The following is a 23,337-nucleotide window of genomic DNA, read 5'->3' on the forward strand; positions in this document are numbered from 1 at the left end:
TTTTTGACTGCACCCTGTCCCAATCAAAATCCAAATTCGCGATACTCCTTCATTTTTTGGGCAAACAAACTACTGGTGGTCGGTGGATTGTATGTGATTGCATTTGCACCAGCGGCAATTGTTTGTTTAATTGATTCATCACTATGACCGCCCGTTGCAATAATTGGAACTTGAGGATAGCGTTCCCGAATAGTATGCACTATTTGAGCGGTCTGATAGCCGCCGCTAACGTTGATAACATCAATTCCGGCAGCGAACTTCTCGGCAAAATCAACCTCGGTGTTGACAACCGTTAAAATAATGGGGATATCCACCACATCGTTGATTAATTTAATCGTTTCAACGGAAGTCGGAGCATTGACAATTACCCCAAGACTTCCCCAGCTTTCTGCAAACAGGCTCATATCAGCAGAGCGTTTTCCATTCGTCAAACCGCCGCCGACACCTGAAAAGACCGGACGATCAGAAGCTACATGGATCGCTTGCATGATTGCCGGATCGGGGGTAAACGGATAAACTGCTAAAATAGCGTCTGCATTCGTATTTCTGACAATTGCAATATCAGTAGTAAAAATAAGCGATTTCACGTTACGCCCCATAAATGAGATTCCACTTGCGGTTTCAATCGCCGTGGGGACCGTCACAAGCTGCTTTCTTAAGTTTGTGGAGACGTTGTATTTGTATTTGAATGAATTAATCAATCGAACTCACCCCTTATATTAGTTGGTTGCAAACATCCGTATGAATAAATGCCAGCACTAAATAAAATACCATAGAAACATACTTTGGCAAGCAAAAAAGTTTAAAAATACAAACTTGTAATCTTAGGCTCAGCCAGCCGCCATTTTTTTGGACAAAAAGAGTTCACACTGACCGCAATTCTCTGCAAATTAAATGTTCGGATTAAAAATTCACTGTGGTGCTCATCTTTTATTTACGACGCATAAATCTTTTATAAGTCAAAATCTTCGGTCTGACTTCGAATTTTAACAACCTATGTCACACCCCCGACTAAAATGGAACTCATAACACTCCACTAGCAAGCCAAAAAGTTTTTTTGAAACTTAGTTAGTTTTTATTGACAAAAACTAACTAACAGTTTATGCTGTGATTGTTAGTTAGTAAATGTAAAAACTAACTAAATCTAAATCAAAAATGGGAGTGTTTTAAATGACTTATGACTCACAAGAATTACTAACTTTGTTCGGCCGTCTTTTCCAGCAACATGCCTTCGTAGCTGCTGCTATCAAAAGTACCCGTTTTGGAGACCAGCAGCGCCCGCAAGACAACCGTGGTCCATTACGCTTGTTGCAGTTGCTCACTGAAAAAGAACAATTAACCAATTCAGAAATTGTAGAAGAATTAGACATCCGCCCGAGTTCAGTCAGTGCGCTAGTGCGTAAATTAGAAGAAGAAGAACTGGTAGCACGGCGAGAATCCCCCACCGACAAACGGGTCTTACTAATTTCTTTAACCGCTAAAGGCACGCAGTTTATCAACGATTCGCACAAACTAAAAGATGAATTATCAGAATCATTATTTTCAGCCCTAAGCGCTGAAGAACAGCAGCAACTCCGGACACTTTTACGTAAATTACTAGCTGATCTCGATGAAAAAGCTCCTTTTGATTGGCACAATGAAAAAGGTAATAATTTCTATGATTTTATGAAACAACTGCGTCAAATGCATCACGGCTTTGAGCGCTCACACCCAGACTTCAAGCAACGCTTTGACCGTTTTCACGACTAAAAAGAATGCGCTAGGAGAAAAGCATGCAAGCAAAAATGAATTTTAAAACCAAAGATTTCCTGCAGTTGATTACACAGATTAAGCCGCATTATTGGCAACTTAGCGGTGGTTTAATACTCGGTCTGATTGCTACTGCAATGCAGCTGGCAGTTCCGCATTTTGCTAAAGATTTGATTAATGAATTAGGCAAACACGTCAATCTTGAACTAGTTCTGACAGTCATCGCCCTCTTCGTCGCCAGTGCATTGATCAGTGCTGTTTCGGGAGCAATTCTGGGCTTTTTCGGAGAGGACGTGGTCTATAAGCTGCGCGCACGTCTGTGGCAAAAATTACTAACCCTCCCTGTTCCGTATTTTGACAAAACAAAATCAGGAGAGATCACCTCACGTCTAGTAAATGACTCCACTCAGGTAAAAGATCTACTCGCAAATTCGATGCCTAAAATGGTAACCTCGCTTTTGCAGCTGTTTGGAGCCTTGGCACTGATGCTCGTGATGGATTGGAAAATGACAGTGTTGATGTTCATCGCAGTTCCCGTGGTTGTCTTAGCCATTCTACCAGTTGCAAATCGAGCACATAAAATTGCGCATGCCCGGCAAGACACACTCGCGGCTTTTAACGGTGAAGCCAGTGAAATTCTTAGCGAAGTCCGATTAGTAAAGTCTTCGAATGCTGAAAATGCCGAGCTCAATTCAGGAAATCGGCGAATTCACAAGCTGTACCAGATTGGGCTCAAGGAAGCTATCTATGACTCTGTTGCTGGTCCATTGATGACAATGGTAATGATGGGAATGATTGTCGGCATGTTGGGCTATGGCGCTACCCGAGTCGCTCAAGGTACAATGAACATGGGCACCCTCTTTTCATTCTTGATGTACCTTGTCCAAATGATCGGACCATTCGTTGTCTTAGGACAATTCTTTTCTGAAACTGCCAAAGCTAGCGGTTCAACAACCCGGCTTCAAGAATTGCTGCAACTTCCAGAAGAAGATCAAACTTCAGGAAAAACTCAGGATGTCGTGGGGCAGACTCTGAGCATGCAAAATGTCAGCTTCTCTTATGAACAGAACCGACAGATCTTAAACGCTGTTTCGTTCACTGCACACCCGAATACCGTCGTGGCATTTGCAGGCCCTTCTGGAGGCGGCAAGTCGACAATCTTTAGTCTGCTGGAGCGCTTTTACACCCCGGACAGCGGTGAAATCAAGATTGACGACACAAACATTGCAACTGTTAATTTAACTGACTGGCGCCAGCAGATCGGTCTTGTCGGTCAAGATGCCGCCATTATGGCTGGAACTATCCGCTACAACCTGACTTATGGTTTAAACGGTACCTACGCAGATGAACGGCTCTGGCAAGTACTCGAAATGGCATACGCAAAAGATTTTGTGGCTCAAATGCCGCAAGGCCTGGATACGCAAGTCGGCGAACGCGGAGTCAAGGTCTCAGGAGGCCAGCGTCAAAGACTTGCAATTGCACGCGCATTCTTGCGCGATCCCAAAATTCTGATGTTGGATGAAGCCACCGCCAGTCTTGACTCAGAGTCCGAAATGATGGTGCAAAAAGCACTCGAAAAACTGATGCGTAATCGGACCACCCTGGTAATCGCCCATCGACTCAGCACAATTGTCGATGCTGACGAAATCTACTTTATTGAAAAAGGACGAGTTAGCGGTCATGGTACTCATCAAGAACTCGTTGCCAAACATGCACTTTACCGTGAATATGTTTCAAATCAATTTGGCAACTAATACGGAGAGTGTGACATAAGTCGGGAAAGTTAGACGGAGAATTTTGACTTATGGAACACGTTTATCCGGAATAAAAGAGAGGCTGTGACTTTTTCTTGCCCTTAACACTTTATCATCCCTAAAAGTCTCATTGACACTCTATGGCTTAATTTGTGCTATGGTTAATGTTGAAAGCTAAATTTATTTATCTTGGGGGATTATTTTATGAAAGAAAAACTTGCTAACTTTGATCCATTTACCTTTATCATCGGCATTCTAAGTATCATCACGGCCATTCTTTGTCTGCGTAATCCGCTGCCGACCTTTAGAGCTGTCATTATCATTACCGGCGTCTTGGCAATTCTCAGAGGTGCACTAAAACTCTTTAGTTACCGTCCAGTGCTAGAAAGAACTGGTTGGTTTACTTTCACTGCTGGCTTAGATATCTTCATTGGGTTGTTAATGCTCTTTAACCTTCAATTTGGAATGCTTTTGATTACTTTTTCTTTTGCGCTCATGTTCTTGTTCGATTCACTGACAAATCTCTGGCTGGCAAACGTGATTAGACAGGTTGAGCCCCGTTACTTCATTGTAGATGTGCTAATCGCAATCCTCGGAATTGTGATTGGAATCCTGTTGTTCCTCTCACCTGCTTTGTCAATCTTTTCAATTTCTTTCCTGATTGCAATGTTTTTTATGCTTTACGGGATTGAAATGCTTATTCATGCGATTTAGCTGCAGGAAATACCTTGACTTGCAGTTGTAAAAGCAGACTGTTTCACATTAAATCATTTTAAATATAATAAGGACTCCCCTGTTTGTTTTTTCTTAGGAGAGTCCTTATTTGTTTGGCTTTTTACCTCTATATAATTAATGAAACATTCGCAGTAACTCTTCTCTAGATGCAGGACTACTACCCTTTTTACCAGTGATTTTCTTATACAGATATCCAAATATATTACTTTTATCCGCTTGTGGTTCACTAACTAAAACTATTAAAATATTGCTAACTTTTTGTTTTTCAACTATAACTGGTTTTTCAATGAAAATAGAAAAAATCCGATATGATTTTATAGCAGTCTCTGCAACAATATGAGGTATCGCAAAATGATCTACAATGAGTTGGTTCCCCGCTTTTTCACGTTGAATTAAACGTGTTTCTTCATCTGGAGTTATCGCACCTTCAAAGACCAACTTACCAAGACATTTTTTTAGAACATCAAAGTAATTCCCCTTAAAATCTTTTTTAACATAAATCACATGATGCTCATCAATTTCTTTCACAAAAATATCTTGAAATTTTTTATCACGAACAATTTCTTTAATATGATATATTTGTTTTTCATTCAGTAATCCTGAAAAAGAATAATCTGGTATAGAGTCTTCTGGAAAATTAATTAAATCACTATTTAATAAAATAATAGTGTCCTTTTTTGAAACGTGTATATCTTTAAAATGGCTTTCAAGGTTGCAGTTGATACCAGGTAAATTTTTCTCAAGTAGCAATTTATTAATTGCTCCAAGTGATTGATGCTCTGAAATCAGTATAACCTTGTAGTTGCTTTTCGTGTTCCGCTCTTTGAAAGCCATTAAAGCATATAAAACCAAATATTCAGGACCAACAAATAACCTAGGAAAAATTGCCGTTAATTTTATTGAAAGCTCTTTTCCAAAATCAAAAGCAAATGGTTCTTTCTTAGCAAGTTCATACAAATCTCTCTTCAAAAATGTGTGAACCACTGCTGGAAAAAGTGCACTCCGTAAAATATGCTTGTACATCAACTCAACGACTGAATATCCCGGCTCGGTCGAAGAGTAGCGCTTGAGAGCAGTTTGAATTAAATTAGTTACATTTTGCTTATTCTCTGACAGTTTTTGGTAAAGGAGGTGCTTATTTATAAAGAAACCTCGTATTCTTTTAGTTTCATTTAATTCTTGTTTACACTTGCAATACCTAAAATAACAGGCATTAGCAGCTAAAAGCTGTAACTTGATCTCGCGATCTGAAATAAACTTGGAACTGACTTCAAAGTAACTCTTCATTTCCTTGTCACAACTTAGAAGTGTTTTTTTATTTTTGTACTGGTCTTCCGTTATTACTCTTTGTAATTCTGGAAAATTTAACATTAATGATGCTAGTATATCTGGTCTTGAAATTGAATAGACATTCAATGAAATTCCATACCCTTTTTTTATCTTAATATTAAAAAATAGTTTGTACTCATCGTTCAAATCTAAAATACACTGTTTAATAATTGGTTTTGATAGGAAAACCTTTTCTGATAATTCATCAAAAGAGATGACCCGACACAAAAGAAGATCTACCAATATTCTATATTTATCAGGGATTGACTGATTAAGTAAACGTAGTAAATAAGGCTTAGAAATGACTTTCAAGTGATAACTATTCTTAATCGTTATTTGCACCAAATGATCCCTTGCTAAAAAAGAATTAATATTTTTTATATCACGAATAACCGTTCTACGAGAAACTCCAAGAAACTGTGAAAGTTGTTGGCCAGAAAGATCTTCTTTTTGCAAATACAGCAGTATTTCTTTCTCACGCTCCGTCAACATCAATATCACATCCTATTTTTCTAACGCAAGTTTTATCCGTTTAAGTCCTTCTTCTAACTTAGATCGTGGACATGCAAGATTCATCCTCAAACATTTTTGGTCACCATAGGTCGAACCAGGCATGATTCCTACTCTTCCATAATTAACAAGCCTATTTTGTAGTTCATCTCCCGTCATATTACTTTGAGATGAATCAATCCATGCAAGATAAGTTCCCTGAGGGCACTTAAAACAAAGGCCAAGATCCTCCTCACGGGTGAATTCTTCTAATCTGAGCATATTTTTATGCACATAATCTACAAGTTGCTTTACATAATGCTCATCTTTATATGCTGCTACCTGGGTGTCAGCAACGGTTGTAAAATGTTGGAAAATACCGATTAGAAAATGTCGGTTTTCCAACATTTTTTTACGGTAAAATAAACGCATCTCAAATTTGGAGGAACTGAAATGCGTTTAGATGTTGAGCAGTGTGTCCAGCAATATATTATGAACAAAATAAAGCCCAACTTCGCTGAAATTGGTCGGCGATACGGTGTTGATCCACGAACGGTAAAAAGATACTACAATTTAGGGCTTACGCCCCCAGATGAGCAGCCACAACCCTTACGGCGGCCGAGTAAACTTGACGATTATCGAAAAACGATTGAAGAAAAGGTTCTAGAAGGCTGTTCGGCAACGGCAATTTATTACTTTATCAAAGAACGTGGCTATCAAGGAAAGCAAAGTATTCTCAGAGACTATTGTCGAACCATCAGAAAAGCCGCAACGAAAAAAGCCACTATCCGGATTGAAACCTCGCCAGGGATTTCAGCCCAGGTTGATTGGAAAGAAGATTTAACGTTGGTTTCTCGGCATGGAGAGATTGTCAAAGGCAACATCTTCTTATATGTTTTAGGGTACTCGCGAATGAAATACATGCAATTTACCTTCAGTCGCAGCCAAATTACCTTTTTTGATTGCTTAACTAATGCCTTTTGGGCAACCGGGGTGTGCCGAAAGAAATCTGGTTTGACAACCAAAAGGTTGTCGTCGATCATCATAAAAGTAATTTTGGTAAGCCGGTATTTAATGAAACCTTCGTTGAATACGCTAAGGACGCTGGTTTCAAGCCAATTGCTTGTCGACCGTTTCGGCCACAAACCAAAGGAAAGGTTGAGGCGCTGGCCAGAACTACTCAGCGAATCAAAGTTTACAACCATGAGTTTGAAGAGCCGCTAGACTTAGCCGAGATCGTCCATTTGACGTGTGATCAGCTGAATCATGAGAAGTCTCAGGCGACTCAAATTCCGCCTTATTTATTGCTTGATAAAGAAAAAGAGTATCTCCAGGATTTTGATCACGACTTACTCGATGCCTATGCCAGCCAAACCATCGCAAGGAAAGTTAGCAAGGAATCAATGATTGTCTTTCAAAATCGGAAATACTCCGTCCCCATAAGATATATTGACGAAACCGTACAAATTAAACACGATGACAATACTCTATACATTTATTATAACGGAGAATTAATTCGTTCTCACCCTATTTCACTGAAAAGATTTACTTACCTTCGCGATGACATGGAAGAGATTGTCCGATCAGACCTTTATAAGAATCGTGATGACCGAGTCATTGATGATTACGTCGACCGAAACCTGAAGATGTTTGATGAAATGGAGTGAGAAAATGGCCAATTACCAAGCTTTATACACCAACCTTAGACAATTAAAGTTAGATCGTTTCGCCGAACATTTAGGCTACCTATTGGATCATCAAGATGAAGCACCCAAGTCCTTGAGTGATGCCTTATTCGAATTGACAACGGCTGAGCTTAAATACCGGGAACAAAAAAAGATTAATTTGAGAATTAAACTAGCCCGCTTTCCATATGAAAAAACGTTAGCTGACTTTGACTTTAGTTATCAACCGGGAATTAACCAAGGGATAATTGAGGACTTGGGATCACTAAGATTCACCCAAGAGAATCAAAACGTTTTGTTTATCGGCACCTCCGGTGTCGGTAAAACTCACCTAGCCACCGCCATTGGAATTGAAGGGTGTAAACAAGGAATTTCAACGCAGTTTATTCGATGTAGCGACCTCATCAACAAGCTTCAAACAGCACAAGTTCAAGGCCGGAGCGAAGAAGTGCTACGCCGGTATGCCCGTTTTCAAATTCTAATCATTGATGAGATTGGTTATCTTCCAATTGAGTCAGTGGGCGCTAAGCTGTTTTTTCAGTTAATTGAAAGACGATACGAACGGAAATCAACCATTATCACCACTAATATTCCGCTTTCTAAGTGGGGAAACACCTTTTCAGATAAGATGTTAGCTAACGCCATTTTAGATCGCTTGGTTCATCACGCTAAAGTTATCCGAATCACTGGTCGATCATATCGAATGAAAGATCATTTAATTGAAAAGAAGGATAATTCCGGACCTGATTTATCAGGTTTCAACGCACAAAATAAAGAAAGGAGCAGTGAGACACTGTAAACTTTATCGGTAAAAAACAGCATTTTTTAATCGGCAAAAAACTACATTTTCACATCGGCGTTGACAACCTGGGCTAACATCCCCAAAATACTAACAGAAGAAAGAGCATTTTTTTGTTTTAATTCAATCTGAAAGGCCGCATAAAGCTGTTCATCTGGTTGAATTAAATATGATCCAATAAGTCCTGGGATATTGAAAGTTTTTGAAGCTGAGCTGCAAAGTACCATATCTTTTTTTCGAACTTCTGTTAGTGGAACGTACTTATATTGGTCAAAAACAACATCCCGGTGAATATCATCAGAAATAATAAATACTTCATATTTTTCACACAACTCACTAATTAGCTTTAATTCCTCTTTCGAAAAAACTTTTCCTGTTGGGTTATGGGGGTTAGTTAATAAGAGAATTTTTGTTTGTTTTTGTTTGAGTACTGCTTCTAAGCTATCCCAATCTACATTATAATCACTATATGCATTGCCAAGTCTGATAGGAACTAAAAATCGGTTGTTTTCTTTAATTACCCCATAAAATGCATCATACATTGGAGTAAACACTGCCACTGAATCTCCAGGTTCAGATTTTATTCTAATAAATACTGAAACAGAAAAAATAACACTTGGACTATATGATATCCAATTCTTTGATATTTTTACATTATCTTGCTTCTCAAACCAGTTGCATACACTCTCTTTGTATTCCTCATGATTCCATCTTGTATATCCATATATAGGATGCTCTATTCTTCTTTTTATCGCATCCTGTACTCCTGTTGGCACTGAAAAATCTGTATCGGAAATTGAAAAGGGCAGAATATCGGCACGACCAAATCGATCTTCAATATAATCCCACTGTGTACTATAGGTGCCATGCCTATCAATAATCTCATCAAAGTTAATAGCCATTTTTAATCTTCTTTCTTTATTTGACAGTATTCATTTGCCCTTGTTTTCGCCTTAGCCATATCCCCTTAAAGATAATAATAAATAAAACATTGAAAAATAATCCAATTGCAAAAGCGGTGTAATAACTATACCAAGGATGAACCAATCCTAATATCGGATCAAAAACATTTAATCCTGGAGCAATTCTTTCAACACCGAGAGCCATCGAAAATGCACCAGCTATCCCTCCAGAAAGTGTGTTAGCAGCGATCATTGGTAATGGAGCTGCAAGAGCATATGGAATTGCAGGTTCCGTAGCTACCGTCATTCCTACTAAAAAAGCTGGAATACTTGATTCACGCTCCTGTTTAGTAAACATTTTTGGTCTCAACCAACTTGCAATTGCTGCTGCCATTGGTGGAAGTGTTGTAACAACTCCGACAATGCCATACCAAGTATAAACGTGTGAACTTAACAAGGAAAATCCAAAAAACCATGCAGCTTTATTAACTGGCCCTCCCATATCAAATGCAAGCATACAGCCTGCAACGAAACCACCTAAAATTTTCATTGATGGTGGTATGCTATTCAAGAAAGAAATTAAACTTGCCATAAGCCATGCCATAAATGGGCCGATCAAGAAATAAGTTAGTAATCCAAATATTAAAAGTGTAATAAATGGGATAATCAAATATCCCATAGTAGATTGAAATGTCTTACCAATTTTGATTTTTTTGAAATATTTAACAAAATAACCAATTGTCAATCCTAGTACAACGGCACCCAGAAAACCAGCACCCGTTTTAGTTCCCAAAATATCGGGAGAATTTGATAAATATGTTGCTAGAAATGCAGGAGCAAGTGCTGGTTTATCACCGACCGAATAAGCAATATACGCACCCATAATTGGGATCATAAAGGTAAAACCTAATCCCCCTACAGTATTTAAAACCCAAGCTAAAGAAGCCATATTACCATTTTTGGGAGCGACATTTGCTGCACCAAATTGAACTAGGATACTACCAAGTGCTAACAAAAGTCCTCCACCAATAACAAACGGTAATGCTGCAGATACACCAGCCATTAAGTGACTGATAACACCAGTTTTTACAGCATTCTGATTGGCACCTAATTTTACTTTAGAACTTGAGAATAAATGAGCTTCATTTGGTAAGTCAGCCATTAGATGGGAAATATTTTTTAAAGCATCTGAAACTGGGATTTCTAATACTTTTTTCCCATTAAAACGCGCTCGATCTTCATCAGACATTCCCTTCCCAAGCGCTAAAATAACATAATCTGCAGTAGCAATTTGATCTGCGGTCAATTTATGCTCCACTCCACTTGCACCTTGAGTTTCAACATGAACTGTATAGCCCTTTTTCTTCGCTTCATTTTCAATAGCTTCTGCCACCATGTAGGTGTGTGCTATCCCAGCAGGACAATTTGTGACGGCTACAATTTCCATCATTTTTCACTCCTCTCCTATTATTTGGTTAATTAACATATAAATATGATCTGCGTCATATTCTTTCAACTTATCTACGAACTCTTTATGAACCAATTGGCGACTCAACTTCGCCAATATTCTCAAATGCTCATTAGATTCATTTGCAGGTACCAAAATACAGATCAGAGTAGTAACAGGTTTATCGTCTAAAGAATTCCATTCAATTTGCTGTATGGTTCGTTCAAAAAGAATTGTTGGTTCTAGAACATTTCGACTTTTGGTGTGTGGAATTGCAACTCCATTTCCAAATCCAGTTGTAGATTCTTCCTCTCTTTCTAACAAATCATCCAGCAGCTTTATGGCATCGCTTACATAATTCAATGAAAAAGCTTTTCTAGCTAATTCATCCAAAACTTCTTTTTTGCTGCCACCCGTAGCATCTAAGATAATATTTTCTTTTTTAAACATTTTGTCTTCCTCCTTTACTATTAATATAGCCTACATTTTTAGTAAGATTAATAGTTATTTTGACACTGAAAAGTGTCAAAAAGTGATATTAATAAAACTACAATTGAACAACTATTATTTTGAGAAAACACTTCATTAGAAGAACTGCCGTTTTTGAATTTTCTGAGATGTTTTTATGAAATCAAATGTTTCATCTATTTTTAACTTTACTTACTAAAAATAAGTTGATATAATGACAACATTCACAAGATAGGAGTGTTCAAAAACATGGAAACTAAGCTTTTAGATTTGTTAGAAAAACGCCATTCAGTATACGCCTTAGGTAAAGATGTAAAATTCAGCCAAGCTGAAATTGTCCAACTGGTGGAAGATACAGTGCAAGCAACGCCGCACTCTTTCAATGTAGTTACGACACGTGCTGCTTTTCTCTTTGGCGAAAAACACGATCAATTCTGGGAAATTGTGGTTAAACGTTTAAAGAGCGAAGTTCCAAATGAAGAAGCCTACAAAAACACAGTCGCCAAAATTTCCAGCTTTAAGGCAGCTTTTGGGACGATCTTATTCTTCATTGATACTGATCAAGTTGCTCAGTTGGAAAAAGATATTCCGCTCTACGCGGCGAACTTCAAAGATTGGTCAGAACAAGCACTTGGTTCTGTTCAGGCGAATACTTGGGTGGCTTTAGCAGAAAATGGAATTGGCGCCAATCTGCAGCATTACAACCCCATTATTGACGATTTAGTTAAAGAAGCCTTTCAGTTCCCTGCTAATTGGAAGCTCCGTGCACAACTGGACTTTGGTTCAATTGAGGAAGAAGCTCCTGCTAAAGAAAAATTATCTAAGAACGAACAATTCAGAGTTTTACGTTAAATCGCGGCAGGTTTGACAAAGCATCATTGCGAACTAAACATTAGTCTCAACCGCAATTACTTATTTCTTTAAATATAAACACAAAACAAAAAGGACAAGAGTGTGACATAAGTCGGGAAAATTTGAGTGCTAACTCGAAATTACGAACATAGCGGATACTTTGCTATGAGTAGTTCGAAGTTAGACGGAGAATTTTGACTTATGGAACACGTTTATCCAGAATAAAAGCGGGGCTGTGACAAAAGTTAACTTTTGTCACAGCCCCGTCCTTGATTAGTTTATTTACTGCTTAAGCTTTACTTGTAGTTGTTGTATTAGTTAAATATCCGCGATAATCTTCCACATGCAGGAGTTTTTCAGCATTTTTGACTCGCTCAGGTGTGGGTGGTTCAATACCTTCAAGACTGTATTTAATCCCCATCTCATGATACTTGTGGACACCCATCGTATGATAAGGCAGTACCTCGACCTTTTGCACATTTTTGAGAGTTTTAATATAATCGCCCAGTTGAGCCAAGTAGTTATCAAAATCAGTTCTGGCTGGAATGAGCACATGCCTGATCCACACTGGTTTGCCAATGTCCGACAAATACTTGCACATGTCCAGAATATTTTCATTGCGGTATCCGGTTAGCTTGCGATGCTCATCTGAATTAATATGCTTAATGTCAACCAGCAAAATATCGGTCACTTTCATTAATTGTTCAAATTTAGAAAACCAAGGTTGCCGCCGTGTAAATGGTTGCCCGCAGGTATCCAAACATGTCCCGATCCCAAGCTGCTTACATTTGGTAAAGAGCTCGATAGCGAAATCAATCTGCAGCAGAATTTCACCTCCGCTAAGCGTAATTCCGCCATCGGTACCCCAAAATTGGCGATACGGTAATGCCTTGTTCAATACCTCAGCCGTTGTCATCTCTGTCCCAACATTTTTCTTCCAGGTATCAGGATTATGACAGAACTGACAGCGCATATTGCATCCTTGCATGAAGACAACAAACCTAATTCCAGGGCCATCAACAGCTCCAAAGCTCTCAGTAGAATGTACATAGCCCAGGATCTGTCCATCCCGCATTGGAACTTTTCTTTCATGAATGCGTCGTTCATAAACCATTGCTCTTCCCCCTAATCTTTAATCTAAAAAGAAATTTTGTGCCAAGATTTCGCTTGGATTCATCCCAAGATTGCTCATCTTCTGATCCTTAATCAACCTTGGACGCTGATTTCAAAAAGGACTGTGCACAAAAGTTATTTGCAGCACAGTCCTCCTTTTAGTACGCATGACTACTTTTTCAGCTTTGTGTCTTTTACACTTTCACTCCTACATGCTTTGATGGAATGTCCGTGAAATTACGTCGTCTTGTTGTTCCTTCGTAAGATCTGCAAAGTAAACACAGTATCCGGAAACACGGATCGTCAAGGTCGGGTACTCCTCAGGATGTTTCTGTGCATCAAGTAATGTTTCCCGATTGAAGACGTTAATGTTGAGGTGATGCCCATTATTCTTCATGTAACCATTAATCATATTAACCAAGGTCTTGTCTTGCATCTGCTCGTCATGTCCCAAAGTAGTTGGTGTAACAGCAAATGTGTTCGAAATTCCATCGGTTGCATACTTGTAAGGCAATTTAGCAACTGACAGCAAGGAAGCTAACGCGCCGCTTTCTTCAGCACCATACGCTGGGTTTGCACCAGGAGAAAATGGCATTCCCTTTTTACGACCGTTAGGCGTGGTCCCTGTATTTTTGCCATAAACAACATTTGAAGTAATTGTCAACACAGAGGTTGATAACTTCGAATTGCGGTACAGGTGATGCTTATTCATCTTCGTGTAGAGTTCTTTTACAAGCCAAACTGCAATTTCGTCTGCCCGATCATCATTATTACCATAACGAGGGAAGTCGTTTTCAGCCTTAAAATCAACTGCAATTCCGTCTTCATCCCGAATTACTTTAACATGGCCGTACTTGATCGCAGAAATTGAATCAGCCGCCACCGACAAACCGGAGATTCCAGTTGCAAATGTTCTGTCAAGGCGTGTATCTTTCAAAGCTAATTGTGCTGATTCATAATAATATTTATCGTGCATATAATGAATTGTATTTAACGCATTCACATATACATCCGCTAACCAATCAAGCATTGGATCAAATTTGCTCATAAATTCATCATAGTCAAGATATTCACTAGTAATCGGGGCATAAGCAGGTCCAACTTGTGCCTTGCCAATCTCGTCTTTACCACCATTGATTGCATATAAGACGGTTTTAGCAAGATTTGCACGCGCTCCAAAGTACTGAATTCCATCTGCGACCGGCTGAGCTGAAACACAGCAGGCAATTGCATAGTAATCCGTTCCCCACTGTTTACGCATCAAATCGTCATTTTCATATTGAATGGTTGAGCTTTCAACTGAAACCTTGGCAGCGTAACGTTTGAAGTTTTCAGGCAGTTTTTGTGACCACAAGAGCGTAATATTTGGTTCTGGTGCTGCTCCCATATTCTTCAAAGTATTCAAGAAGCGGAAAGCTGTCTTGGTGACATGATGTTCGCCATCAATACCCATTCCTGCAAGTGAAAGAGTTGCCCAAATCGGATTACCTGAGAAAAGGGAATTATATTCTGGTGTTCGAATGAAGGAAACCATTCTCAGTTTCATTGTAAACTGATCGATCAATTCTTGTGCCTGCTGCTCATTCAAAACTCCACGAGCTAAATCGCGTTCAATATAAGCATCGACGAAGGTATCAATTCGACCAATTGACATTGCAGCCCCATTTTGCTGTTTGATAGCTGCTAAGTAGCCAAAGTATAACCATTGCAATGCTTCTTGCGTATTTGTAGCCGGTTGTGAAATATCAAAACCGTATGCTGCAGCCATTTCTTTGATCTGGTGCAGAGCTCTGATTTGTTCCGTGATCTCTTCACGCATCTGGATTACATCAGCAGTCATCTCGGTATCGCCATAATTGTCTAAATCATTCAGTTTTTCTTCCACCAAACGATCGATCCCATAAAGAGCAATTCGTGGAAAATCACCAACCAAACGCCCACGACCATAAGCATCAGGTAGTCCAGTCACAATCTTATAATGACGCGCACGTCTAATCTCAGGCGTATAGGCATCAAAGACTCCTTGATTATGTGTCTTGGTCAAATCATTGAAAATATATTCAGTTTCAGGATCGAGCTTGAGCCCATACGCCTCAAGTGCGTCCTTTGCCATGCGAATTCCACCATATGGCATTAATGCTTTTTTCAAGGGCTTATCTGTTTGCAGACCAACAATTTTCTCCAGCTCTTTGTCCAAATAACCTGGGCCATGTGAAGTAATTGTTGAAACGACTTTTGTATCTGCATCCAAAACACCGCCTGCTTTACGTTCCTTTAACTTCAAAGAAACCAACTTGTCATTTAAAGTTGTAGTGGCCGCTGTCGGACCTTCCAAGAAGGACTCATCGCCTTCATATTGACGGTAGTTCTGTTGAATAAAGTCACGAATGTCAATTTCTTTTTGCCAGTTACCACCATTGAATCCGTCCCAAGCTGTCTGGTTAACTTTCTTTTCGAGCTGTTTCATTTATATTGCCCCCTATTGTTTAAATCAAGGTTTTAAGAAAACGCTTTCTACATCCTGAATGATAGCACCACTATCAACTGCAAGCAAGGTTTTTCACAACATATTAAAAATAATTTTGATTATTTCTAAATGTCTCAATTTATATCGTGTAAAACGTAATTCTTTTTGTACATTTAATTGCACAAAAAATCACAAAAATGTAGCTCATTTAGTGGCTGTCTTGTGGAAGTGTCGACACTTCTTCTTTAACGTGCTCCACACAGCAGCCTCCTGTGCCTAACCCTGCATTACGCGTAACCAAGTTCAGGTTACTTTGTAATCCAGATCTTAGTCCACGGCGGCTAAACGCTGAGTGTCGGCACTTCTTGCTTAACGTGCTCCATCCACCAGCCTTTTGCGCCTAACTACAAATTGCGCATAGTCAAAAACCGACTACTTTGCAATTTGCTGTTAGTGCTCAAAGTCTCCCGGTGCTTGTCGGCACTTCTTCTTAACATGCTCCATCCACCAGCCTTTTGCGCCTAACTACAAATTGCGCATAGTCAAAAACCGACTACTTTGCAATTTGCTGCTAGTGCTCAAAGTCTCCCGGTGCTTGTCGGCACTTCTTGCTTAACAGTCGCTAAATGATTATGTATTTAAGCTTAAAAATAGAATTACTTTCAATATCAAAAAAATTGATCTAAAAGACCGCCGTTGCTTTCTTTGTGGTAATAATATAACATAAAAATCTAATTATGTCTATTATAATTATTATCTGATAATAATTATAAAAAGTTGCTGAAATCATTATCAAAGCTGAAATTAAGTAACCCAACTAGCAGCAAAAATGTGATTATCTATTAAAATTAGAGGCTGTGACAAAAGTTAAATTTTGTCACAGCCCCTCTTTTATTCCGGATAGACGATCACTAACCAATATTTATAACTGAACCCGAATTAGGCGGTAACAAAATCAAAATTACTGCCAATTTTCCGGGTCTTTTCGCCAATTTTGTAGTAATTTCTTTTCTACCGCATTAATGCGCTGTTCTTCTTCAGCAACATCAATTAATTCGCTATAATTAGTCAACGTTTCAAAGGGAATTTTGGCCTGTGCAAAGTTTTCGGTAGCTGCTTTTAGCTGGTAACTGAAGATTCCACAAACGCCAATAACTTCAGCACCTTCTTTTTGTGAAGCACGCACTGCCTGCAAAACACTGCCGCCGGTCGAAATCAAATCATCGATCAAAACTGTCTTTTGTCCAGCATGCAACACTCCTTCAATTTGCTTTCCCTGCCCATGGTCTTTAGGCTTGGAACGCACGTAAACCAACGGCAGTTGCAGTTCTTCAGCAATCCAGGCCGCATGCGGGATTCCAGCAGTTGCGGTGCCCGCGATGACTTCAACTTCAGGAAAAGTATCTTTAATAAGCGCCGCAAGTCCCTGCGCAATCCGGGTACGGATTTTTGGATAACTGATTGTTAAGCGGTTATCACAATAGATTGGGCTTTTGATGCCGCTGGCCCAGATAAAAGGCTTTTGCGGTGCTAATGTGACTGCATTAATTTCTAATAGATCATGTGCAATTTGCTTCATGCCAATGATTCCTCCCACATTTTTTTGACCAAGCGATAAGCTTTCACGCTATCAGGTGCCTGTGTGATTGCTCTGCCAACTACAAGTGCGCTACTATGATTTTTTGCAGCCTCAGCCGGGGTCATTACTCTTTTTTGGTCCTGAACAGCTCCACCTGCAAGGCGGATTCCAGGTGTAACCCGCAAAAATTCCGGCGGTGTCTGTTGTGCAATCACAGCTGCTTCATGTGCTGAACACACTACTCCGTCCATGCCAGCGCTCTGGGCTAATTTTGCATAATGCAAGACACTTTCTTGCAATGGCACATTAAGCTGTTGTTCTGTAACAAGCTGCTGCTGCGAAGTTGAAGTCAGTTGTGTGATTGCTAATAACTTGGCGTGCTTGTTCCCTGCACTGCCATCTAGCAAACCTGTTTTAGCAGCACGCATCATCTCACTGCCGCCGCTAGCATGCAATGTTGTCAGACTGACACCTAATTTACCAAGCACACGCATTGTCATCTCAACAGTATGCGGAATATCATGGCATTTTAGATCCAAAAAGACATCATGACCAAGTGCCATGATTTCTTTAACCATGTCCTGTCCTTCACTGTAAAAAAGTTCCATCCCGATCTTGACAAAAAGTTGTTCATCGTTTGGAAATTGGCGCAAAAAAGCAACTGTCGCAATCCGATCAGGAAAATCAAGTGCAATAATCGGCCGTTTAATCCCCATTAACGTGTACTCCTAACTTCTTCAATTAATGCCTGCAAACTGCTAATTCCAAGTTTGTCCAGCTCACGCGGCAGTTCTTCGATCAAATCAAGGCAGGCGGTTGGAGAATTAAAGTGTGCTGTTCCAATCCCGACCGCACTCGCTCCTGCCAGATACATTTCAATAATATCAGCAGCGGTCTCAATGCCGCCTAATGCAATAATCGGCAAAGCAACTGCTTGACTCACTTGATAAATCATCCGAACTGCAATCGGTTTGATGCCAGGACCAGAAAGCCCACCGGTAACATTTCTGAGTGCCGGTTGCCGCGTTTTCAAATCAAATTTCATCCCTAAAAGAGTATTAATCATGCTTAAACCATCCGCACCACCAGCCGCTGCAGCTTGAGCTAAGACAACAATATCTGTTACATTCGGAGAAAGCTTAACATAAAGCGGAACCTCTCCAATTACTTTCTTAACAGCTTCTGTCAACGTGCAAACAGTCTCTGGATTCGTTCCAAACTGCATCCCGCCTTCATGAACATTGGGGCATGAAATATTTAACTCCAGGGCATTCACCATCCCCGAAGCGGCTAATTGCCGTGCAACTTCTACATACTCATCCACACTTGCCCCGGCAACACTTGCCACAAGGGGAAGCTCAGGATACTTCTGGCGCAAAGCTGGTAATTTTTCAGCTAAGATCACTTTGAGTCCCGGATTTTTCAATCCCACAGCGTTCAAAACGTTTTGTCCAGCCATCACAATCTGCGGTGCCGGATTACCGTTCCGAGCTTCAAGGGTCACCGACTTAATTACGACCGCGCCCAGTTTATTTAAATCATAAAGCTGTGCTGCACGATTGTCCCCAAAACCAAAGCAGCCGCTGGCGGGCATTACCGGGTTTTTTAATTTTAGTCCGGGAAGTTCCACTGCGAGTCGTTCATTTACTGTCATTTCAAAACCTCCATCTTTTAAAACAAGCAAGCCTTTTTACAAATCGATTTAGTGGAGAACATCTGTCGCAAATGTGCGGTTCTCAAGTGCACGAACTAATGCTTCTGCGGTATTCAACGAAGTCAACAATGGAATATTGTGTTCAATCGCAGTTTGTCTAATAATAAAACCAGCTGAAGTTGCTTCCTGGTCGTGTCCCATCGTATTCAGCACTAATTGGATTTGACCATTCCGCAAATCTTCAAGCAGATCACTGCCCGCTTCGTCATGTTCGCCAATTTTATTGACCTTCAAGACGCGCAAGCCATGTGAGCGTAGAAAATTGGCAGTCCCGCTGGTAGCCAGCAACTGATACCCGATCGCACTGAAACGTCTAGCTAAAGGAAGCAGTGCTTCTTTATCATGATGGTCGCTTGTCAATAAGACGTTCCCACTAAGCGGCATTTGCATCTTAGCCCCTGCAAAAGCTTTTAAGAGTGCCTTTTCAAATGTATGATCGCTTCCCATTACTTCACCGGTTGATTTCATCTCCGGCCCAAGGTAGCTGTCAACATCTTCCAATTTACTGAAAGAAAAGACTGGTGCCTTTACATGGATCGTCTTGCTTTCTTGATAGAGTCCGGTCTGAAAGCCTTGTTCGTGCAATGACTTACCTAAAATGACTTGCGTCGCAACTTGTGCCATCTCGATGCCGGTGATTTTGCTCAAGAACGGCACTGTCCGGCTAGCACGCGGATTCACCTCAAGCACATATGCTTCATGTTCGTGAATAATAAACTGAATGTTCATTATTCCAATGCACTTCAGTGCCACCGCCAATTTTTGGGTCGCTGCTACGATTTGATCTTTAACATCTTGTGAAAAAGATTGTGGTGGATAAACAGCCATTGAATCACCTGAATGAACTCCGGCATGTTCGATATGTTCCATGATGCCAGGCACCAGCACGTCTTTTCCATCACAGATTGCATCAATTTCGCATTCTTTTCCCTCAAGATACTTATCAACTAAGATAGGATGATCACTCGCGACTTGCGCATTCTGGGCTAAATATTCTTTAAGTTCAACCTCATTATTAACAATTTCCATGGCACGTCCGCCTAATACATAGCTTGGACGAACAAGCACAGGATAGCCGAGCTCTTGAGCAGCAGCAATTACACCCGCCTGTGTCGTTGCAGTCTGTCCTTTTGGCTGCTTCAACCCTAATCGATTAATAACTTGATCAAAGAGTTCCCGATCTTCTGCACGATCAAGATCTTCAACACTGGTTCCCAAGATCTTGACGCCGTGGTCAACTAACCCTGCGGCTAGATTGATGGCTGTCTGACCGCCGAATTGCACAATCACTCCGGCTGGTTGCTCAAGCTCAATTACATTTAACACATCTTCAAGGGTCAAAGGTTCAAAATAGAGCTTGTCTGAAATCGAAAAGTCGGTTGAAACTGTTTCTGGATTACTATTCATGACAATCGCTTCATAACCGTGTTTTTGAATTGCCTTGACACTATGGACAGTTGCATAATCAAATTCAACTCCCTGCCCAATTCGAATTGGACCTGAACCAATTACCAAAATTGATTTTTTAGCAGATGGCTGACTCTCATTTTCTTGATCGTAGGTGCTATAAAAATAAGGAGTCTGTGACTCAAATTCTGCCGCACAGGTGTCAACCATTTTATAAACAGGTAATATCTGCTTAGCCTGCCGCAATTGACGGACTTCATCAGCTTTCAGATTCCATAATTTAGCGATTGTCAGATCACTAAAGCCGTAGCGTTTAGCCTTTTTCAAGACTTCCAAATCATGCGGATGACGGCTGAGCTGCGCCTCTAATTCAGTCAAATGCATGATAATATCAAGAAAATAATGATTAATCTTTGTTAACTCATGCACCTCGTTGAGCGTGTAACCGCGCCTGAAGGCTTCCGCCAGATAAAAAAGACGATCGTCTTGCGGATGTACCAATTTTTCTTCAAGCTGACTGTCAGTCGCGGCCTGAGCTGCCGGCGCTAACAGATCCTGTTCATCAATTTCAAGCGAACGTACAGCCTTTTGCAGTGCTTCTTCAGCCGTTCTGCCGATTGCCATTACCTCTCCGGTAGCTTTCATCTGTGTCCCCAACTTGCGGTTAGCACGTGGGAACTTATCAAATGGCCAGCGCGGAATCTTGGCAACTACGTAATCAAGTGCAGGTTCAAACTCAGCATAGGTTGTCCCAGTCACTGGGTTTTTGATCTCATCCAACGTCAAGCCTACCGCAATCTTAGCGGCCATCTTAGCAATCGGATATCCGGTAGCTTTGGAAGCAAGCGCAGAAGATCGACTGACACGCGGATTAACTTCAATCACATCGTATTTAAAACTATTGGCATCCAATGCCAACTGGACATTGCAGCCGCCTTCGATCTTTAAGGCACTGATTAGCCGCAAAGATACATCGCGCAGCATCTGATATTCACGATCAGTTAAGGTCTGTGTGGGTGCCAGTACAATCGAGTCTCCGGTATGGATACCAACCGGATCAAAATTCTCCATGCAGCAGACCACCATTGTATTGTCCGCATGATCGCGCATAACCTCAAATTCAATTTCCTTATATCCCATAATGCTTTTTTCAATCAAACATTGTGTCACTGGGGAAAGATCAAGCCCATTAGCTGCAATCTCTGCCAGCTGTTCGCGATTATCGCACAGACCGCCGCCTGTTCCACCCATCGTAAAAGCCGGCCGTACAATCACCGGATACCCAATCTGATCAGCAAAAGCCAATGCTTCTGCGGTTGTGTTCACCGTTTTAGACTCTGGAATCGGTTCGTGCAACTGCGCCATCAGCTCCTTAAAAAGCTCACGGTCTTCTGCTTGATTAATTGCCTCAAGCTTTGTGCCCAACAATTCAATTCCAAGTTCGTCTAGGATCCCGGTCTTAGCTAGCGCCATTGCCATATTCAATCCGATTTGACCGCCTAAAGTCGGCAACAGCGCGTCGGGATATTCTTGCCGGATAATTCGCGAAATTGATTCGGTAGTCAGCGGTTCAATATACACCCGATCCGCAATCTCAGTGTCGGTCATAATGGTAGCAGGATTAGAATTTACTAACACAACTTCGTATCCTTCTTCGCGCAACGCCATGCACGCCTGCGTTCCTGAATAATCGAATTCGGCAGCTTGTCCGATAATGATCGGACCAGAACCGATCACCATGATTTTATGAATATCTGTTCTCTTAGGCATCGCTCTCATCCTTTCTTACATCAATCATATGCATGAAGTCATCAAAAATTGCTACAGCATCATGTGGTCCCGGTGCCGCATCGGGATGGAATTGAACACTGAAAGCAGGATAATTCTTATGCCGTAATCCTTCAACTGTACCGTCATTCAACTCGCGGTAAGTAATATTCATCAGCTCGCTGTCAACTGACTCAGCAGCAACCGCATATCCATGGTTCTGTGAAGTAAAACAGATTCTGCCAGTGGCAATCTCTTTAACTGGATGATTGAATCCCCGATGTCCAAACTTCATCTTGAACGTATCAGCACCATTTGCAAGTGCAAAAAGCTGGTGTCCTAGACAAATCCCAAAAAGCGGCAACCGTTTTTCAACTTTTTGGACCATTTTAATGGCAGCGGGCAATGACTTAGGATCCCCTGGGCCATTTGAAAGCAACACGCCATCTGGTTTGAGTCTGAATATTTCTTCGGCGGTAGCAGTATAAGGCAACACAATCGTATTGCAATCTCGTTGCGCCAACTCGCGTAAAATACTGTGCTTGAGCCCAAAATCAACTACAACCACATTGCGTTTGCTTCCCGGATTAGGATACGGCTTTGAAGTTGAGACTTGAGCAACTAGATTCTCATTAACAACTGTCGCTGTAAGTTGTGAAAAGGCATGCTCGGCATCTGTCAGATCCTCAATAATTCTGCCCTTCATTGTTCCTGCAACCCGCAATTTCTTAGTTAAAGCACGAGTATCAATTCCTGTGATTCCTGGAATTCCCATTTGTTCTAGAAAAGCGGCGAAACTTCCCTGCTGCCTCCAGTTACTCGATACCCGCGCAAGTTCATGACAGATCACACCCTTGCAGCCGGGTTCAATTGATTCGTAGTCATCGAGATTTACTCCATAATTGCCAATTAAGGGATTGGTAAAAACCAGAATCTGATTGGCAAAAGACTGATCAGTCACAGCCTCCTGATAACCTGTCATCCCAGTTGTAAAAACAACTTCACCTGTTGTGGTCGCATGTGCACCAAAACCTTCGCCTTCGTAGGTGCTGCCATCTTCTAATATCAAGTAACGTTTCAA

Annotated in this window: 17 protein-coding genes and 2 pseudogenes; 6 read left to right on the plus strand and 13 right to left on the minus strand. The window is 40.8% G+C overall.

Annotated elements, in window-relative coordinates:
* Positions 1-23 precede the first annotated feature (23 nt).
* Positions 24-599, minus strand: a complete 576-nt coding sequence (locus tag AB3Y88_RS01675; protein WP_056962067.1) for a hydrolase — start codon at positions 597-599, stop codon at positions 24-26.
* Positions 600-1,170: 571 nt separating this feature from the next.
* Here AB3Y88_RS01675 and AB3Y88_RS01680 point away from each other — a divergent pair.
* The 3 genes from AB3Y88_RS01680 to AB3Y88_RS01690 all read left to right on the plus strand — a co-directional run bounded on the left by AB3Y88_RS01680 (position 1,171) and on the right by AB3Y88_RS01690 (position 4,217).
* Positions 1,171-1,749, plus strand: a complete 579-nt coding sequence (locus AB3Y88_RS01680) for a MarR family winged helix-turn-helix transcriptional regulator (protein WP_228888947.1) — start codon at positions 1,171-1,173, stop codon at positions 1,747-1,749.
* Positions 1,750-1,772: 23 nt separating this feature from the next.
* Positions 1,773-3,503, plus strand: coding sequence for an ABC transporter ATP-binding protein (locus AB3Y88_RS01685; protein ID WP_228888944.1), 1,731 nt, complete (start codon positions 1,773-1,775; stop codon positions 3,501-3,503).
* 204 nt (positions 3,504-3,707) lie between these two features.
* Complete coding sequence (locus AB3Y88_RS01690; protein ID WP_056962051.1) at positions 3,708-4,217, plus strand: HdeD family acid-resistance protein; 510 nt, start codon at positions 3,708-3,710, stop codon at positions 4,215-4,217.
* 135 nt (positions 4,218-4,352) lie between these two features.
* On the opposite strand, the gene AB3Y88_RS01695 is transcribed toward AB3Y88_RS01690, so the two are convergent.
* Both AB3Y88_RS01695 and AB3Y88_RS01700 read right to left on the minus strand, forming a co-directional pair.
* On the minus strand, positions 4,353-6,059 hold the full coding sequence (locus AB3Y88_RS01695; RefSeq protein ID WP_228888942.1) for an HTH domain-containing protein: 1,707 nt from the start codon (positions 6,057-6,059) through the stop codon (positions 4,353-4,355).
* A 12-nt stretch (positions 6,060-6,071) separates the two neighbouring features.
* On the minus strand, positions 6,072-6,488 hold the full coding sequence (locus tag AB3Y88_RS01700) for an aminotransferase class I/II-fold pyridoxal phosphate-dependent enzyme (protein WP_367293358.1): 417 nt from the start codon (positions 6,486-6,488) through the stop codon (positions 6,072-6,074).
* 21 nt (positions 6,489-6,509) lie between these two features.
* Between AB3Y88_RS01700 and istA the strand changes: the two are divergent.
* Positions 6,510-7,723 (plus strand): annotated as a pseudogene (gene istA / locus AB3Y88_RS01705) (IS21 family transposase).
* Positions 7,710-8,540, plus strand: a complete 831-nt coding sequence (gene istB / locus AB3Y88_RS01710; protein ID WP_313819558.1) for an IS21-like element helper ATPase IstB — start codon at positions 7,710-7,712, stop codon at positions 8,538-8,540. The pseudogene istA and the gene istB overlap by 14 nt, the downstream one beginning before the upstream one ends.
* A 65-nt stretch (positions 8,541-8,605) precedes the next feature.
* Here the strand turns inward: istB and AB3Y88_RS01715 are convergent.
* The 3 genes and pseudogenes from AB3Y88_RS01715 to AB3Y88_RS01725 all read right to left on the minus strand — a co-directional run.
* Positions 8,606-9,442 (minus strand): annotated as a pseudogene (locus AB3Y88_RS01715) (MalY/PatB family protein); the annotation flags it as partial.
* A 16-nt stretch (positions 9,443-9,458) separates the two neighbouring features.
* Positions 9,459-10,892 (minus strand): PTS fructose-like transporter subunit IIBC, encoded by a 1,434-nt coding sequence (locus tag AB3Y88_RS01720; RefSeq protein ID WP_228888937.1) that lies wholly within the window; start codon positions 10,890-10,892, stop codon positions 9,459-9,461.
* Positions 10,893-10,895: 3 nt separating this feature from the next.
* Positions 10,896-11,339, minus strand: a complete 444-nt coding sequence (locus AB3Y88_RS01725) for a PTS fructose transporter subunit IIA (RefSeq protein WP_228888934.1) — start codon at positions 11,337-11,339, stop codon at positions 10,896-10,898.
* A gap of 267 nt (positions 11,340-11,606) precedes the next feature.
* Here AB3Y88_RS01725 and AB3Y88_RS01730 point away from each other — a divergent pair, with 267 nt between their 5' ends.
* Positions 11,607-12,209, plus strand: coding sequence for a nitroreductase family protein (locus AB3Y88_RS01730; RefSeq protein WP_228888931.1), 603 nt, complete (start codon positions 11,607-11,609; stop codon positions 12,207-12,209).
* Positions 12,210-12,498: 289 nt separating this feature from the next.
* On the opposite strand, the gene pflA is transcribed toward AB3Y88_RS01730, so the two are convergent.
* The 7 genes from pflA to AB3Y88_RS01765 form a co-directional block, all read right to left on the minus strand.
* Positions 12,499-13,323 (minus strand): pyruvate formate-lyase-activating protein, encoded by an 825-nt coding sequence (pflA, locus tag AB3Y88_RS01735; RefSeq protein WP_228888928.1) that lies wholly within the window; start codon positions 13,321-13,323, stop codon positions 12,499-12,501.
* Between the two features lie 207 nt (positions 13,324-13,530).
* Positions 13,531-15,789: a formate C-acetyltransferase gene (gene pflB / locus AB3Y88_RS01740; RefSeq protein ID WP_228888924.1), complete on the minus strand. Its 2,259-nt coding sequence runs from the start codon at positions 15,787-15,789 to the stop codon at positions 13,531-13,533.
* Positions 15,790-16,750: 961 nt separating this feature from the next.
* Positions 16,751-17,368: an orotate phosphoribosyltransferase gene (gene pyrE / locus AB3Y88_RS01745; protein ID WP_054756020.1), complete on the minus strand. Its 618-nt coding sequence runs from the start codon at positions 17,366-17,368 to the stop codon at positions 16,751-16,753.
* Positions 17,365-18,084: an orotidine-5'-phosphate decarboxylase gene (gene pyrF / locus AB3Y88_RS01750; protein ID WP_228888921.1), complete on the minus strand. Its 720-nt coding sequence runs from the start codon at positions 18,082-18,084 to the stop codon at positions 17,365-17,367. Before pyrF ends, pyrE begins: the two co-directional genes overlap by 4 nt.
* Positions 18,084-19,022, minus strand: a complete 939-nt coding sequence (locus AB3Y88_RS01755; protein WP_228888918.1) for a dihydroorotate dehydrogenase — start codon at positions 19,020-19,022, stop codon at positions 18,084-18,086. The genes pyrF and AB3Y88_RS01755 overlap by 1 nt, the downstream gene beginning before the upstream one ends.
* A gap of 48 nt (positions 19,023-19,070) precedes the next feature.
* Positions 19,071-22,259: a carbamoyl-phosphate synthase large subunit gene (carB, locus tag AB3Y88_RS01760; protein WP_228888916.1), complete on the minus strand. Its 3,189-nt coding sequence runs from the start codon at positions 22,257-22,259 to the stop codon at positions 19,071-19,073.
* A complete protein-coding gene (locus AB3Y88_RS01765; protein WP_056960091.1) occupies positions 22,252-23,337 on the minus strand; it encodes a carbamoyl phosphate synthase small subunit in 1,086 nt (361 codons plus the stop codon). The genes carB and AB3Y88_RS01765 overlap by 8 nt, the downstream gene beginning before the upstream one ends.

The sequence above is a fragment of the Liquorilactobacillus satsumensis genome (assembly GCF_964065465.1).
GTDB classification, from domain to species: Bacteria; Bacillota; Bacilli; order Lactobacillales; family Lactobacillaceae; genus Liquorilactobacillus; species Liquorilactobacillus satsumensis.